15 protein-coding genes and 2 tRNA genes are annotated in these 14,847 nt (G+C 65.6%); 3 read left to right on the forward strand and 14 right to left on the reverse strand.

All coding sequences use genetic code 11. The features are described 5' to 3' along the window. Positions 1-22: 22 nt before the first annotated feature. From ACOZ4H_RS03040 to ACOZ4H_RS03070, 7 genes are all read right to left on the reverse strand, one after another. Positions 23-2,335, reverse strand: coding sequence for a peptidase (locus tag ACOZ4H_RS03040; protein WP_424327912.1), 2,313 nt, complete (start codon positions 2,333-2,335; stop codon positions 23-25). A gap of 249 nt (positions 2,336-2,584) precedes the next feature. Beyond that, positions 2,585-2,878 (reverse strand): stress response translation initiation inhibitor YciH, encoded by a 294-nt coding sequence (gene yciH, locus ACOZ4H_RS03045; protein ID WP_004516073.1) that lies wholly within the window; start codon positions 2,876-2,878, stop codon positions 2,585-2,587. A gap of 44 nt (positions 2,879-2,922) precedes the next feature. Further along, entirely contained in the window at positions 2,923-5,145 is a 2,223-nt protein-coding gene (locus tag ACOZ4H_RS03050; RefSeq protein ID WP_424327913.1) for a transglutaminase domain-containing protein, read from the reverse strand. Next, positions 5,142-6,116, reverse strand: a complete 975-nt coding sequence (locus ACOZ4H_RS03055; RefSeq protein WP_424327914.1) for a DUF58 domain-containing protein — start codon at positions 6,114-6,116, stop codon at positions 5,142-5,144. Before ACOZ4H_RS03055 ends, ACOZ4H_RS03050 begins: the two co-directional genes overlap by 4 nt. Beyond that, entirely contained in the window at positions 6,113-7,072 is a 960-nt protein-coding gene (locus ACOZ4H_RS03060) for an AAA family ATPase (protein WP_424327915.1), read from the reverse strand. The genes ACOZ4H_RS03055 and ACOZ4H_RS03060 overlap by 4 nt, the downstream gene beginning before the upstream one ends. Positions 7,073-7,266: 194 nt before the next feature. Continuing rightward, positions 7,267-7,533, reverse strand: coding sequence for a DUF7573 domain-containing protein (locus ACOZ4H_RS03065; RefSeq protein WP_424327916.1), 267 nt, complete (start codon positions 7,531-7,533; stop codon positions 7,267-7,269). 84 nt (positions 7,534-7,617) lie between these two features. Continuing rightward, positions 7,618-8,301, reverse strand: coding sequence for a class I SAM-dependent methyltransferase (locus tag ACOZ4H_RS03070; RefSeq protein WP_424327917.1), 684 nt, complete (start codon positions 8,299-8,301; stop codon positions 7,618-7,620). Between the two features lie 188 nt (positions 8,302-8,489). Here ACOZ4H_RS03070 and ACOZ4H_RS03075 point away from each other — a divergent pair, with 188 nt between their 5' ends. Continuing rightward, positions 8,490-8,708 (forward strand): hypothetical protein, encoded by a 219-nt coding sequence (locus ACOZ4H_RS03075; RefSeq protein ID WP_424327918.1) that lies wholly within the window; start codon positions 8,490-8,492, stop codon positions 8,706-8,708. Here the strand turns inward: ACOZ4H_RS03075 and ACOZ4H_RS03080 are convergent. From ACOZ4H_RS03080 to ACOZ4H_RS03110, 7 genes are all read right to left on the reverse strand, one after another. Further along, complete coding sequence (locus tag ACOZ4H_RS03080; RefSeq protein WP_424327919.1) at positions 8,665-9,642, reverse strand: 5,10-methylenetetrahydromethanopterin reductase; 978 nt, start codon at positions 9,640-9,642, stop codon at positions 8,665-8,667. The two genes, ACOZ4H_RS03075 and ACOZ4H_RS03080, sit on opposite strands and share 44 nt — an antisense overlap. After that, positions 9,629-10,402, reverse strand: a complete 774-nt coding sequence (locus ACOZ4H_RS03085; protein ID WP_424327920.1) for a coenzyme F420-0:L-glutamate ligase — start codon at positions 10,400-10,402, stop codon at positions 9,629-9,631. The genes ACOZ4H_RS03080 and ACOZ4H_RS03085 overlap by 14 nt, the downstream gene beginning before the upstream one ends. 108 nt (positions 10,403-10,510) lie before the next feature. Next, entirely contained in the window at positions 10,511-10,999 is a 489-nt protein-coding gene (locus ACOZ4H_RS03090) for a metallophosphoesterase family protein (RefSeq protein WP_424327921.1), read from the reverse strand. 73 nt (positions 11,000-11,072) lie between these two features. Then, positions 11,073-11,369, reverse strand: coding sequence for a winged helix-turn-helix transcriptional regulator (locus ACOZ4H_RS03095; protein ID WP_424327922.1), 297 nt, complete (start codon positions 11,367-11,369; stop codon positions 11,073-11,075). Between the two features lie 119 nt (positions 11,370-11,488). Continuing rightward, positions 11,489-12,142 carry a hypothetical protein gene (locus ACOZ4H_RS03100; RefSeq protein ID WP_004516061.1) on the reverse strand — a complete coding sequence of 218 codons (654 nt, stop codon included), beginning with the start codon at positions 12,140-12,142 and terminating at the stop codon, positions 11,489-11,491. 438 nt (positions 12,143-12,580) lie between these two features. Beyond that, positions 12,581-12,653: transfer RNA gene (locus ACOZ4H_RS03105), tRNA-Asp, on the reverse strand. A 52-nt stretch (positions 12,654-12,705) separates the two neighbouring features. Next, positions 12,706-12,778, reverse strand: a tRNA-Asp gene (locus ACOZ4H_RS03110). Positions 12,779-13,054: 276 nt separating this feature from the next. Between ACOZ4H_RS03110 and ACOZ4H_RS03115 the strand changes: the two genes are divergently transcribed. Beyond that, positions 13,055-13,282: a DNA-directed RNA polymerase subunit H gene (locus ACOZ4H_RS03115; protein ID WP_004959115.1), complete on the forward strand. Its 228-nt coding sequence runs from the start codon at positions 13,055-13,057 to the stop codon at positions 13,280-13,282. Then, positions 13,282-14,847 (forward strand): DNA-directed RNA polymerase subunit B'', encoded by a 1,566-nt coding sequence (locus ACOZ4H_RS03120; protein WP_312616561.1) that lies wholly within the window; start codon positions 13,282-13,284, stop codon positions 14,845-14,847. The genes ACOZ4H_RS03115 and ACOZ4H_RS03120 overlap by 1 nt, the downstream gene beginning before the upstream one ends.

The following is a 14,847-nucleotide window of genomic DNA, read 5'->3' on the forward strand; positions in this document are numbered from 1 at the left end:
AATAACTGTTCCCTTCGGCTCGTTAGCGATCACGCCGTCGGGCGATCAGGGCTGCAAGCAACACCGCGAGGCCGGCCATGAACGCGGTAAAACCGTCCCCCTCCGCAGTCGTGGTCCCTGTGTCTGTGGTCGTCTCCGTCGAAGTCGGCGCCGGTGTCGGTTCCGCTGTCTCGGTCAAGACGATCACGTCGACCGCCGTCGTGGTCCGTCCGTCGCCCGCCGACAGCGACACCGTCCCGGGTTCATCGAGGGTGATCGTCCGGGTGACCGTTGTCGTCGCTTGCGGCGGGAGATACAGTCGCTGCTCGGCGAACACGACATCGTCACGGCGGAACGCTATCGCCGCCGTTCCGGGAATGTCGTTTTCGTTAGCGACAGTGGCGGCTACGTCGACCCTGCCGCCCTGTCTGAGTTCGCGCGGACTGGCGGTGACGTCGGTCACGCCGGCCGCTGCCGGCTCCGACACGACGACCGTGACGGTGTCGCCGTCGACGCTAACCACGTATCGGCCGGGGTCGGCAAACGTGTGTGTCACTTCGACCTCGGTCCGTGCCCCCGGTTCGATCTGGCCCTGTTTCGCGGCGACGACGGTTTCGTTGACCGCGAGCGTCACGTTGTACGCCCCCGTCTCGCCGCCGGCGTTCTCGACAACCGCGTCGACCGCGAGCGTCTCGTTGGTCGCCAGCCGGACCGGCTCGCTCCCGCCGACCGATGCGTTCGACCGGTAGACACTATCTGCGCGGTAGGCGTCCGTACGGTCGACCGGTGGGAGACCGTAGCCGATACGGGCCGGAATCGACCCGAACAACCGCCGGTGTGTCGTCTCGTTCCACATCGTCACTGCCACCGTCGTCTCCGTCTCCGTCGCGGTCGTGTTCCGGACGCTCGCCCCGCCAGCGGCCTCGACTTCGGTGAGGAACTGCGACTGCGTGACCGGATCGCGATAGCCGTTCAGTGACTGGAACACAGTCTGGAGTGTCTGATTGCGGTCAGTGGCCGAGCGGATGTGGACGTCGGTCCGCCCGGCGACCAGCGCGCCCTTCCTGTAGTTCGCGTCGTTCGTCCAACTCGACCGGTCCGTCAGTGCCACGTCGCTGTAGACGGGCCGTCCGCCCGCTGCGAGCTGTGCCCGGAACTCGTCGAACCCGATCCGGTCCTGTTCCAGCGTCAGGACGGCGGCGTAGTACGTCGCCCAGCCCTCGACCGTCCATCGCGTCTCCCGCGTCGTCTCGTAGGCCTGCCGGCTGTGAACGTACTCGTGGAGCCAGACGTTGTTGGCGGTATCGAGCGACTGCCCGGACTGGACCCACATGTCAGCGTCACCGATTTGATACCCTTCGACGCCCCACTCGACGGCCCCGGACGGCGCGGCGACGACGAACACCTGCTCGTCACGGTCGCCGACCCGGAGCGCGTTCGACGCGTTCGCCATCGAGTCGAGAACGGAAATCGGCGAGGCCGTCATCGTCGCCCGCTCCGGAACAGCCAGCGTGAACGTCTGGTTGTGCGCCGTCTCCTCGAAGGTCGCTACCTCGCCGAGGTACACGACTTCTTCGCCCGCTGCCCCCGGTCCTGCCGTCCGGACCGTGCGGTTGTACCTGACGGGCTCCTGGCCAGTGTAGCGCCAGCGCGTTGGCGTCAGTGACCGCGTGAGCAGCGCCCAGTCGCCGGTATCGACGCTGAGATACCGGCCCTCTGCCCCCTCCGGCCCGCTTTTTTCGATTGTCTGGTTCGGATTGATGCGGTAGCTGATCGTCGCCGGATCCGTCGCCTCGTCCCACTCGTAGACGGACTCGTTGACGCGCTCGAACCCCTCCGTTTCGGTTACCGTCGCCGCCGCCGGGACGTGTGTTTCGAGGTCGACGACCCGGTCCGGGACCTCGTAGGTCAGCGTCACTGCGACCTCGCCCGGCTCCTCCGGCACACGCGCGTAGGTCTGTGTCTGCCGAATTACGTCACCGTCGTCGGTCTGTGTCGCACCCGACGTGGCTGCCCCTGTCTCCATGTTGGCCGCTGTCGCGGCGGCTGCCCCGACTGTGTCCCCACCCTGTCCTCGCGGCTGGCGGTGGCGCGTATCGGCGCTTCCTACCCGGACCACCGGGCCGTTCGACTCGACAGTGGCTGTTGTCTCGACTGTCCCACTGCTATCTTGCTCCGATGCCATGTCCGCCTGACACGTGCCGTTCTCGCCGTCTACGCCGGCCACCGTTTCGGCGCTTGCCCCGGTCACCGTGCCGTGATCCGGGGTCGCCGCCACCGGAAGCGGCGTGATTCCCCCACCGAGGAGAAGAACCACGAGTCCGACGGCCACCACCCGCCGGGGTACAACGAACATTGCGAACAGTTACCGCCCCATGGTTGAAATAGTTGACCGCCGATCATGGGCGTTGGTATCACGTAACAACAACGATCTCGGCCGGTCGCTTTCGAAAATCCTTACGAGGGCACAAAAACGGTTCTGGACGTGACCACTCGTGGTCGGCCGCGGTGGATACTGGCAAGCAGGCCACAGTGAAAACCAGCGAGCAGGTCACAGCAACGGCTTGCCACGCCGCTCTCACGAGAACCGTTGGCAGTCAGGAGTTCAGGCGACGTTGAAACCTTTGTCGCGGAGGAAATCCTCGACGCGGCCCGTGTGATTGCCCTGGAGCTCTATCTGCCCGTCCTCAACAGTGCCACCGCAGGCGAACTTCGATTTGAGGTCCGAGGACAGCGAGTCCATGTCGACGTCTTTCGGGTCGAATCCCTCGATAATCGTTACCTCCTTCCCGTAACGGCGCTCGTCGATGCGGATGTTAATCTCCTGGGACTCCTTAGCGACGTCCTCACAGACGCAGAGCTCCTCAGGCAGCCCGCACGTCGAGCAGACTTCCGACATTACAATCGCGCCTACGAACACGACCTATTAAACACTGTCGGGGACTACCGGTCGGAGACGATTCCATCGGCGATTTCGACGGCCTCGTCGGCAATCGCTTCGTCGACCTCGCCGCCGTACCGGAGCCGTTCCCGGAGCGTCGCCAGCCGACGGACACGGTTGTCGGCCCCTATCGCGTCGAGATACGCCCGCACCGTCTCACCGCCATTACGGGCCCGGTGCTCCTTCGCGAGGACGTACATGGCCCGCTGGAACGCCCGTTCGACGTCGGTCTCGGGGTCAACGCGGCGCTGGTATCGCAGCCACACCGCCCGGTAGGCCCGCTCGCTGAGTCCGGACCGGCGTGCGCCCGCTGCGATGCCGAGCAGGGCGACGACACCGAGCGTCATCTCCTCGCGTGATGGGAGCGCCGGCAGGCTCAGTCCCGATTCGCCCGAGCCCGGCTCCGCTGCAGTGCCGGTTTGTGTGCTGGTTTCTGTGGCCGTTGGCGTCTCAGTCGGCTCGGCCTCGGTACCGTTGGTCTCGGTCAGCGGGGCGGGCGTCGACGTGTCGGAGGGAGTGTACCGTTCTACGGGGACACCGTCGCCGACAGTGGGCGACGATTCGTCCGAACTCGCCTCCTCGATACGCTGCTGTCGGATTTCCTCGCGTGGCCCGGACGGCGTCGGGTCGAACTGCACCCACCCCTGGCCGGGGAAGTACACCTCGACCCAGGCGTGGGAGTTGAGCCCGCGGACGACCCACCGGTTCTCCTCGATACGCTGGCCGGACGTGTAGCCGACAGTCATGCGCGCCGGGATGCCCTGGGTCCGGAGCATCGTTACCATCGTCGTCGCGAAGTAGACGCAGTACCCTTCGTCCATTTCGAAGAGGAAGGCGTCGGCGACGTTGAAGCCGGGTCGGTCGACCTCGAGCGAGTAGCCCTTGCTCTCCTGCAACCACCGCTCGACGACTAGCGCCGTCTCGTAGGGGTTTTCGGCGTTCGCAGTGAGGATAGATGTCCGTTCAGTGACCCGGTCCGGCGTGCTGTCTGGAAGCTGGGTGTACAGCTCCGCGGTCACGCCGTCGTAGTCGGTGCCGGCCCCGCGCAGCCCGTCCGGGGTTGCTACGAGCAGTTCACTCCTGACCTCGTAGCTGTCGCCCGCCGACAGCGTGCCGTCCGGCTGGAACCCGCCCTCGCTGGAGACCGACACTGACGGCTCCCCCGAGTAGCGGACTGGTCTCCAGGCGGCCGGGACCGTGCCGATGGTCGATTCCGCCTGGAACTCCTGGCGAAGCGTTCGGGTCTCTCCCTCCGGGGAGTCGAGGCGCTGACCGTCGTACGGACGGGGGTTGCCCGTCCGAACCCACCCGTCGCCGGTGTAGCGGTCATAGGAGGCGACTCGCCAGTAGCGCGGCTCCTCGCTTTCGACCGTATACCGTATCTCCGGCGTCAGCGAGATGCTCCCGAGCACTGAGAGGGACTCCCCGGCGTCGAAGAGGCTCCCCTCGACAGTCTGGCCGTCCGACCCGTCGTCGTACGACAGCAAACTATCCCGGGTGATCGGCACCTGCGAGAGCGCCGCTGGGACGACGATTATCGCCGCCAGCTGTTCGAGAACGGCGCGCCGACCGGTGTCGATGCCCTCACTGTCGTCGCCTGCGTGTCCCGTCTCGTCACCGCCGGACATCGCGTCGGGCCGCTTCGTCATGTCAGCCGGCTCGTCCGCCGACAGCGTATCGAGCGTCCCGAAGCCGATCGTCGCCGCGATGCCGACCACGCCCAGCAGCGTGGTCACCACGCCGGCATCGGTCGTCAGGGCGAAAAACGCGAGCGCTGTGCCGGCCGCCGCTGTCGCCGTCACGTACCAGCGCCGCAGGGCGAAGTACCACGTCAGAAACACCGGTGCCGGCGCGAACGACAGCACCCACAGCCTGACCTTGGCGATCTGCAGCAGCGACCGCCCGGTCAGCAGGGCGGCGGTGTCGGCCAGCAGCTCCGTCACCGCCGGGTCCGTCGAGAGGTTCAAGATGTACGCGCCGAGCCCGCCGGCGAACAGCACCGCGCCGACAGCGACCGCGAGGGGCGGTCTGAGCACGCGGGCCAGCAGCGTCGCACCGACGAGCGAGAGCGCGGTGAGCGCCAGAAACAGGGTCGGGTCGCCGACCACGTCGCTGAGGTAGAACATCGTCCGTAGCGGCGCGCCGATAGCCAGCGCCGACGCAAGCAGCGCCAGTATCCGGGACCCGCTCCAGGGGAGCCGGTCGCGGACCGCGGCGGCGCTCATCCGCTCACCTCGCCCGCGATGGGGTTGTCCCGACTGGCGGTCACGTCGGCGAAGGACTGGCGGCGGCCGTCGACCGACACCGTGACGCCGTCGCCGTTGGCCGTGACCACCACGTCGGCGTCGTCCGCCCGGTCGGTCCGGCCCGCGTCAGCCCGGGCCAACAGTTCGAGCAGTCGCGTCCGGTGGGTGTCGCCGTACCCCTGCTCGACCGCGCCGTTCGGGACGGCGAGTTCGACCGCGAGACCACTCTCCAGCGCAGCCATCGTGATAGTCGCCGCTGCGGCGGCCATCTCGTCGGCGTGGCCCCGCTGGGCTTCCGCAGCAACGAGCAGGGTCCGGTCGCTTCGGCTGTCGGTGAACTCCTTGACCAGCAGGTCCTCGCGCTTGGCGCTGGATTTCCAGTGGACGTCCCGCAGCGAGTCCCCGCTGACGTACTCCCGCAGTCGGTCGAACGACTGCCGGTCTTCGCTCTCCGGCGTGAACGTTCGCGCGAACGCGTCCGTCCCGCCCAGCCGGTAAACGGGGGGATACACCAGTACGGCTGTCCTGCTCTCGATAGTGTACCGCTCCGCAACGAGCCCCAGCGCGTCCGTCACCGTCGCTTCGACGGGGCCGACCTGTTGCTCGCCCCGGGCCGTGTAGGTGACTCGGTAGGTCACCGTCGCGGGCAGGGATTTAGTGACGGTCGTCTCCCCCTTTAATCCCTCAGAGAGCCGGTCGGTGACCGTTGCGATGCCGCTGCCGTCGACGCGGAACTCCACGGGCTTCGTCTCGCCGGGAAAGCCGCGGTGGAGCCGGCCCCGTTCGACGGTCGGCGCGTCACTCCAGCGAACCTGGACCGCGGCGGCGAACACGCCGACGAACAGCGGGCCGGCGACGGCGGTGAGCCCGGGCTGGCCGAATCTGGCACTGATAAGCAGGGCGGCGACGGCGACGGCGAGGACGGCGAAACCGCGGCGTGTCGGTCTCATTCGACGTAGACGGTATCGAGTGCCTCCGCGACGAGTGCCCGGGCGTCCTGCTCGCTGCTCTCGGTGCGGATGCGGTGTGGGAGGACGACCGGCGCTTCCGTCTGGATATCGTCGGGGATGACGTAACTGCGCCCGTCGAGGACGGCCCGGGCCTGTGCCGCCCGCAGCAGCGAGATGCTCCCCCGCGGGCTGACGCCCAGTTGTGCGTTCTCCCGGGTGTACCGCGCCAGTCGGGTCGCGTACGAGCGTATCGGCTCTTCGACGGTCACCTCTGCCACCGTCTCCCGAGCGGCGGACAGCGCTTCGAGGGTGGCGACCGACGTGAGTTCCTCGATGGGATGTTGCCCCACCACGTCACCCAGCATCTCCGTCTCCGCCGCCTCGTCCGGGTACCCGAGGTGGAGCTTCGTCATGAACCGGTCGAGTTCGGCCATCGGAAGGTCGTAGGCCCGGTTCTGCTCGACCGTATTCTGCGTGGCGATGACGGTAAACGGCTGTGGCACGGGATGTGTGGTCCCGTCGACGGACACCTGCTGTTCCTCCATCGCCTCTAACAGCGCCGACTGCGTCTTCGGCGGTGCACGGTTGATCTCGTCGCCGAGGACGACGTTGGCGAAGATGGGGCCGGGCCGGAACTCGAACTCCTGGGTTTTCTGGTTGTAGACGTTGACGCCGGTCACATCGGTCGGCAGGAGGTCGGGCGTGAACTGGATGCGCTTGAACTCGCCGTCGAAGGAAGCGGCGACGGAGCGGGCCAGCATCGTCTTGCCGACGCCGGGAACGTCCTCAAGCAGGACGTGTCCGCGGCCGAGCACTGCCGTCACGATGTGCTCGATAGCGTCGTGTTGTCCGACGATGACCTGCTCGACGTTCTCGATCACCTGATTGGCGACGCGTGTCGCGTCACGGAGGGGACTGTCCGACTGTTGACTGCGTGAGGTGTCAGTGTCTGTCATAGTCGCGGTCTCGTGGGACGACGGCTTGGCACGGGGACTGGTGGAATATTCTGCCCCATCGACCAGTAAGTATCTTGTGTGGGTTGCCACATGCTCCGGGCCGTTCGGTTATGGCCATCACTACGGCGTGAGCGTATGTAACTCTGTGGATGCGTGAGGTCCACACACATCCGATTTACGGCCGGTAGCGCGGTTCACCAGGACTTACAGGCCCCACAGACGAGGACGCCGTCCTGCGTCCACCGCCGCTCGACGACTTCGCCACACTCGGCGCAGGCCGCTCCCTCGGGCGACCACGCGTACGTTGTCACGGCCGGTTCGACCGCGTCAGTCGAGGCGTCGGCGTCGGGGGCCTCGCTTTCCGTCTCTGCAGTCCCGTCTCCCGCAGACATACCGTCACCGCCCTCGTCCTCGCTCTCGCTGCTATCGAGAAAGTCATCCAGCGAGGCGTCTTCGGCCATACACCTTGGTTTTGCCCGCAGTCACAAAATACTCTGTCGGTCGTTCCGCCTCCATCCGTGTTCTGACGGGCCGCTTCCCGACCGTTATTCGGTGGCGACGCCGACGGTCAGCAGCGTCCCCAGTTCGCGGTAGCGCTCGACCATCGCCTCGCGGGTCTCGAACTCGTCTGTGGGAAACGCATCCGCCGGCGGGATCTCGACCTCGCGGTCGGGGATGGTGTCCTGTGAGGCCACGGCCAGACCCGCCTTTCGGAACGCCTCTCGGTACTCCGGGCCGCTCCAGCGGGTCATCTCGATGTCGATGAACTCCTGCCACTCGTGGGAGTGGACGTTCTCCTCGTAGTAGTTCACCGCGATGTTGGCGGTCCCGCCCGGTCGCAGCACCCGCGCGATCTCTTCGAGGGTGTGTAGCGGGTCGCTGGCGTAGTAGAACGCCTCCATCGAGAACACGTGGTCGATGCTGTCGGTCGCAAACGGCAGCGCGTCGAAGTCGCCACGCAGGAACCCGATCCCGTCGTCGTCGGTGTACTCGCGGGCGTTGCGGAGCATCTCCGGCGACCCGTCGAGCCCGTAGCAGGGGCCGGCGTCGTTCGTGTCCCGGAGCGCGCGGAGCGCGTAGCCCGAGCCCGTCCCGAGGTCGAGCACCGTATCACCAGGTTCGACCGGCATCCGGGCGAGGACGTGCTTGGCGGTGTGCCAGTGCCGGTCCTCCATCCCTCTGTCTTTGCCTTCGGCCGCCCACTCGTCGAACTCCTCGCGAACGCTCATATCTCGTTCCAGTGTCGGGAGGCCCAAAACCCTCGCTGTTCATACTGTCGGCTGTAATCACGCGGCGAATATCGCCAAGTCGGGGTGGCGAATATCCTCACGAAGTTACAGCCGACAGTATCAGCGCCAGTAGGACACCGCCCGCCGGGAACGCAAACGCAAAGTAGGGCCACGCTAACGTTCAGGTAATGCAAGGACTGCTGTCGGAACTGCTCCAGAGCATCATCGACATGCCCGGCTGGTTCATCGACGTGGCACTGAACGACCCGCTGGCGGCGCTCATGCTCGCCGTCGGAGCGGTCATCACGACCGTCTCGGTCGCCTTCTTCGGGTACCTCTCGCTGGGGGCCGTGCTGTCGCTGTTCAGCGGCTCCGGCGGTCGAGCGCCGCCCCAAGCAGATCGATAGCCGCCTCGACATCCGGGCCGAGCGGCGACGCGAACACCACGCTGTCGGCGTGTTCTTCTAACGCCGCCGTCCGCTCGGCCACCGTCTCCGGCGTCCCGGCGATACAGAACGCGTCCAGCATCGCCTCGGTCACGCCCTCGAACGCGGCCGAGAACTCGCCGGCCGAAATCGCCTGCCCGATGTCGTCGGCAGTGTCGTGGTCGATGCCGTGGCGGTCGAGCACCGGCGGTGGCGATCCCGCAGCGACGAATGCGACCGGTGGCCGGGCGGCCTCCCGCGCTTCGGCCTCGTCCTCGGCGACCGAGACGCTGGCGTAGGCTGCGAGGTCGAACTCGCCGTACTCCTCGGGCCGCTCGTCGGCCATCTCCTCTACTTGCTCGCGTGCCCACGCGAGGTCCTTCGGATGCGCCCCGTTGTACAGCGCGCCGTCGGCGTGCTTCGCCGACATCCGGGTCATGTGCGGTCCCTGCGCGCCGACGTACACCGGAATATCGCCGACCTCGTAGTTCAGCCCGGCGTCGACCGCTTCGAACGTCCCGTCGTGGTCGACGCGCTCGCCGTCCCAGAGTTTCCGTGCGGTCTTGAACGTCTCAAGCACGCGACGCAGGGCGTCGTCGTGGCCAAAGCCGAGGTTGCTGAGCGTCGACTTATCGCCCGGCCCGATACCGAAGACGGCCCGACCGTCGCTCAGTTCCGCCAGTGTCGCCACCCGCGAGGCCAGCGTCACCGGGTGCGTCTCGTATGGGTTGGCGATGCCGGGGCCGAGCAGCACCTCCTCGGTCCGCTCGGCCATCGCGGTCAGCGTCATGAACTGGTCGCGGTTGTTGTAGTGATGGCTGACAAAGACGGCGTCGAGCGCGTTCGATTCGGCCTGTTCGGCAAACGAGGCGAGCTGTGCGACCGGGTGTTCCGGGGTGAGTTCAATCGCGTACATATGACCATTCTCTGAGTGCTTGTCTGACTACGTCGTTCTCCGGGTCGCGGAACAGCTGCTCGCTGCCCGCGTGGTCGCCGAAGTCGAAATCGCGGACGACTGCGGCGGGTGTCCCGCCGTCGCCTTCGCCGGTGACGAGGTTGGCCGCGGCGGCGAGTTCGTCGACGACGGCCTGGACGGTGGCCTCGAGTTCGCGGCCGTCGCGGTCGCGTTCGCCCCGCCAGTCCCGCGAGGCGGGGAGGCCGGCCCAGCCCAGCGCGACGCCGCGCTGCCCGAGACGGAACGGCCGGCCGGACGTGTCGGTGACGATGACGCCGGGTTCGACGCCCACCCGTTCGCGGATACCATCGCGGATCGCTTCGGCCTCCGCCGTCGGGTCTTCGGGGAGCAAGAGGAGGTCCGCGCCGGGCACGTTCGAACGGTCGATACCCGCGTTGACCGTGATGTGCCCGAACTTCGTCACGCCGAGGATGAAGGGGGCTTCGACCAGCACCTCTTCACACTCATCGAGTATCGCCTGGGCCATCCGCGGGTCCTTCTCCTCGTCGGCGATATCTCCGATGGTCGCCGCGATGCGTTCGGCACGCTCGCCTGGCTCGTACGACGACAGCGACCGGCCGCGTCCGTTGGCCTTGGAAACGATAGTGCTGGCGACACAGACCACGTCATCGTCCCGGAGGTCGGCCTGCTCGACGAGCAGTTCCGCCACGTCGTCTCCGGGGCGGACCTCGGGCAGCCCCTCGACCGCGAAGACTTCCATACCGGTTCTGCGGTCCCTGCGGGAAAAAGACCCGCGTTCGCTGCAAAGGCGGCCAACAGTGGCAATAGCTGCCGGTACGCGGGAACGAACCGCGAGAGCCCTGTGGCCTTACAGCTCGTGTTGGCTCACGTCGAGCGTGCCATCCTCGACCGTCGCCGTCAGCATCGTCGGTCGGCTGGCCGGCGATGCGCCCGTGACGCTGCCGGGATTCAGGAGCCGCACACCTTCGTGGACGGCGTCTGTCAGTTCGTGGGTGTGGCCGGCGACGCCGACGGCACTGCTATCGGCTTCGTCCCGGACCGCAGCCGCTACGCGGTCCGCCCAGCCCCGCGGCGATCCGGTGCCGTGTGTCACGACGAACGTAACGCCGCCGAGTTCGACTGTCGCCCGGTCCGGCAGCCCGATCTGCGGATCGATGTTGCCCGAAACGGCGGTCAGCTCCGTCGCCATGTGGCGGATGTCAGCGAGCGCCCCCTTGCTGTCGAAGTCACCGGCGTGGATGACGTGGTCGGCGACCTCGATGCGTTCCCGGAACGACGGCGGGATTTCGTGCTCCCGGGACGGGATGTGCGAATCGCTGATGAGAGCGACATCCATACCGACGCATCACGTCGACGGTCGAAAAGGGTTGCTGCCACGGAAACGGGTGCCGACTGCTCGTCCGGCGGCGCTACTCTGTGGACGAAAACACGTCCCGCAGTCCGTCCAGCTGCTCGACCAGTCGGTCGATGCCGTCGTTGATCGTTGCGACCCGCTCGTCGATGTTGTCCACCGGAATCGCTCCCTGCGGCGTCGGCTCGACGAGTTCGTCGTCTTCCAGCATCCGCAGCGAGTACCGCACCTTGTGTTTCGGGACCCCTGTCTCCTCGGCGAGCCGAACGATGCCGATCGGCCCGTTCTCGATGACGGCTTCGAGGATCGACAGGTCCCGCCCCTCCTTCTCGACCTGATCTTCTAGTCGGTCCATTCCCATAGCAAATCGTATCTGTGCATTTACGGTCGTGACACATAAACGCCCCAGTTGCGGCACTGCGACTCGGGTTTGCTCTCCGTACCGCTCTATGACTATCTCCGCACCACCAGTCGTTACTCGTCTGAAACCGGCGTCCGGCGAAGCTCGTCGAGCTGGTCCCGGAGCTTGCTCAGCTCTGTCTCCAGTTCTTCTCGGCGGTCGATGAGTGCGCTCAGTTCCTCCGTGTTGACAGAGTAGTCGTTGTCCATCGCCACGTCAAGCGCGTCGGTCGTCGCGCCCGTGAGGTCGGACGCGACCCGCAACACTTCACTCGGCGTCCCGCGGGACTCGTACAGCTCTTGTTCGCCCGACAGCGGGCTGTAGGTCACCATCGGCGACTCGACACCGCGGTGGTAGCTCACCGCGTAGCTCGTGTCCGTCACCGGATTGAGGCGGTCGTCCGCTCGCTCCGTTCGGACGATGTTGAACGGCTCGGCCAGCGCGGGAAACGTGTCGGCGAGGTCCCGAAGCCGGTCCGCGGCGGTCACGTCCAGTTGTGCCTCCACGTCGCCGAAGAACTGCCGCGAGTTGGTGAGGCTAAAGGCCACCGTGTAAAACACCGACTCGTCGCTGTCGGCCAGATTGCGAACGCGGTCGCGGACCTCCTCGTGGCGGCCCTCGATAGTGAGCTTTTCCAGTTCCTCAAGCAGCGCCCGGACGCCCTCCTCGCGTTCGAGGAACGCCTCGACGATCGCGCCGGGCATTTCCTCGCCATCCACGTCCTCCATGGCCCCTCTTTTGCGGGGCCTCGTAAACAGTTTGTCGCTGGCAGCCGCCAATCGGCACGCCTTACAACCAACACAAAACATATGCCATCCCGCGTGAAGTGATAGCACGTCCGACCCCGGTGGACGGACACTATGACAGGCCAAGGGGGCACTTCCCCGGACGTCTGCTGTTGTCCTGCGTTTGTGATATCAGTATGTGCTGTTTTCTCGGCCAGTAGACGGTGGTTACTGTCTACTGGACGGCTACTAAAGCGTGTACTGTGTGGAGCTGTAGAACGATCTCGCCGCGATGAACCGCGTCGCTTGTCGAGTCAACTTCAGAGAAACGCCCGGAGCGGGATTTGAACCCGGGCAAACGCTCGCTCCGCTCGCGTTTGCGTGATTCAAATCCGCTCGCTACGGATTTGCGACTCACAGATTTGTTCGTCGCAATAGGAACGCCCGGAGCGGGATTTGAACCCGCGTCACGACCGTGACAGGGTCGTATGATGGGCCACTACACCATCCGGGCAGCCTACGGGCACACACTGCACGGTGCCCGTCAGTTTTGGTCGCAATAGGAACGCCCGGAGCGGGATTTGAACCCGCGTCACGACCGTGACAGGGTCGTATGATGGGCCACTACACCATCCGGGCCTTCGTTGCGTTTCTTCGTACCCTGGTGGCAGTATTAAGACTTTCCAAAGAAACCCGCCCCGGGATGAGTGCACATGACGGGACCCAAAGTTCTATGTCCGGTCTACTTCATGTGGTTGGTAGGAGCAAACACGCCCGCAGTCCGCGAGGATGGGCGGGTCCGATAGCCACAGCAGAGCGACTTGGTAAGTGTTATATGCACCCCGACAGTACGGCCCTGTAGTATCTCGTGACAGCCACCTTCTCCAGCAGCAGGCCAAACGCACACGCACACACATGGTAGATGTAAGTCAACACGACCTCGTCCCAGACCACAGTGTCGTCGACGAGGACGACCTCGAAGCAGTACTCACCGAGTATGAAATCAAGAAGACGGACCTTCCGAAGATCAAGCGCACCGACAAGGCGCTGCCCGATGACGCCGAAGTCGGTGACGTGGTTCGGATCGTCCGCGACTCCAGAACGACGGATGAAGCCGTCGTGTATCGACTGGTGGTAGAATAATGGACACACAAGATCGCCGCGCTATATCGCGTGAATATTTCGCCAAGGAACGGCTCGCCGAACATCACTTCCGCTCGTTTAACGCCTTCCTCGACAGAGGGATGCAGCAGGTCGTCGACGAGAAAGAGACAATCGAGACTGACATCGGTGACAAGGAAGGGCAGGAACCGGTGTGGGTCGAACTGGGCGACGTCCGCGTCGTCACTCCACGGGTTCGCGAGGCCGACGGCAGCGAGGAACTGCTGTACCCCCAGGAAGCCCGGCTCCGTAACATCACCTACTCCGCGCCGGTGTTCATGGAGATGGCCATCGTCCGCGGCGGCGAGGAGGAACCGGAGGAAGTCGTCGACCGGACCGAAACCAAGATCGGGCGAATGCCCATCATGGTCGGTTCGAACAAGTGCAACATCGCGGGCTTCAGCGACGAGGAGCTCATCGACATCGGCGAGGACCCCGCAGACCCCGGTGGCTACTTCTGTGTCAACGGCTCCGAGCGGGTGCTGATGACCAGCGAGGACCTCGCCCCGAACAAGATTCTGGCCGAGTACGACACCAAGTACGGCGACGAGGTGCAGGTCGCCAAGACGTTCTCCCAGCGCCGTGGCTACCGCGCGCTGGTGCTGTGCGAACGAACGCGGGACGGGCTGCTGGAAGTCTCGTTCCCGTCCGTCTCGGGCAGTATCGACTTCGTCACGCTGGTCCGCGCGCTGGGGCTGGAGTCGGACGAGGAGATCGTCCACCGCGTCAGCGAGGACCCGGAAATTGTGAAGTTCATGCTGGAGAACTTGGAGGAGGCCGAGGTCCAGACGACCGAGGAAGCCATCGAGACGCTGGGCAAGCGTGTCGCCTCCGGCCAGGGCAAGAACTACCAGCTCAAGCGGGCCAACTACGTCATCGACCGCTATCTCCTCCCGCACCTGCACGAGGAAGGCGTCGAGGAAGAGGAAGTCCGTATCAACAAGGCGTTCTACCTCTGTCGGATGGCCGAGGCGTGCTTCGAGCTCGCACTCGAACGCCGCGAATCCGACGACAAGGACCACTACGCCAACAAGCGGCTGAAGGTCAGTGGCGACCTGATGACCGACCTGTTCCGGACGGCGCTGAACAAGCTCGCCCGGGACGTGAAGTACCAGCTCGAACGGGCCAACATGCGAAACCGTCAGCTCTCCGTTTCGACGGTCGTTCGCTCGGACGTGCTGACCGAGCGACTCGAACACCCGATCGCGACGGGGAACTGGGTCGGCGGCCGCTCCGGCGTGAGTCAGCTGGTCGACCGGACCGACTTCATGGGGGTGCTGTCACACCTCCGGCGACTGCGCTCGCCGCTCAGTCGCTCTCAGCCCCACTTCGAGGCACGGGACCTGCACGCGACCCAGTGGGGTCGTATCTGTCCCTCCGAGACGCCTGAAGGCCCCAACTGTGGGCTGGTGAAGAACTTCGCCCAGGCGATGGAGCTGTCACAGGACGTGTCGGACCCACAGGGTCTCAAACAGGAACTCGCAGAGATGGGGGTCCAGGGCATCCCCGGTATCGAATCGATCGAACAGCAGCCCGCGGACGATTAA

This window comes from Haloarcula amylolytica (assembly GCF_049705545.1).
GTDB lineage: Archaea > Halobacteriota > Halobacteria > Halobacteriales > Haloarculaceae > Haloarcula > Haloarcula amylolytica_B.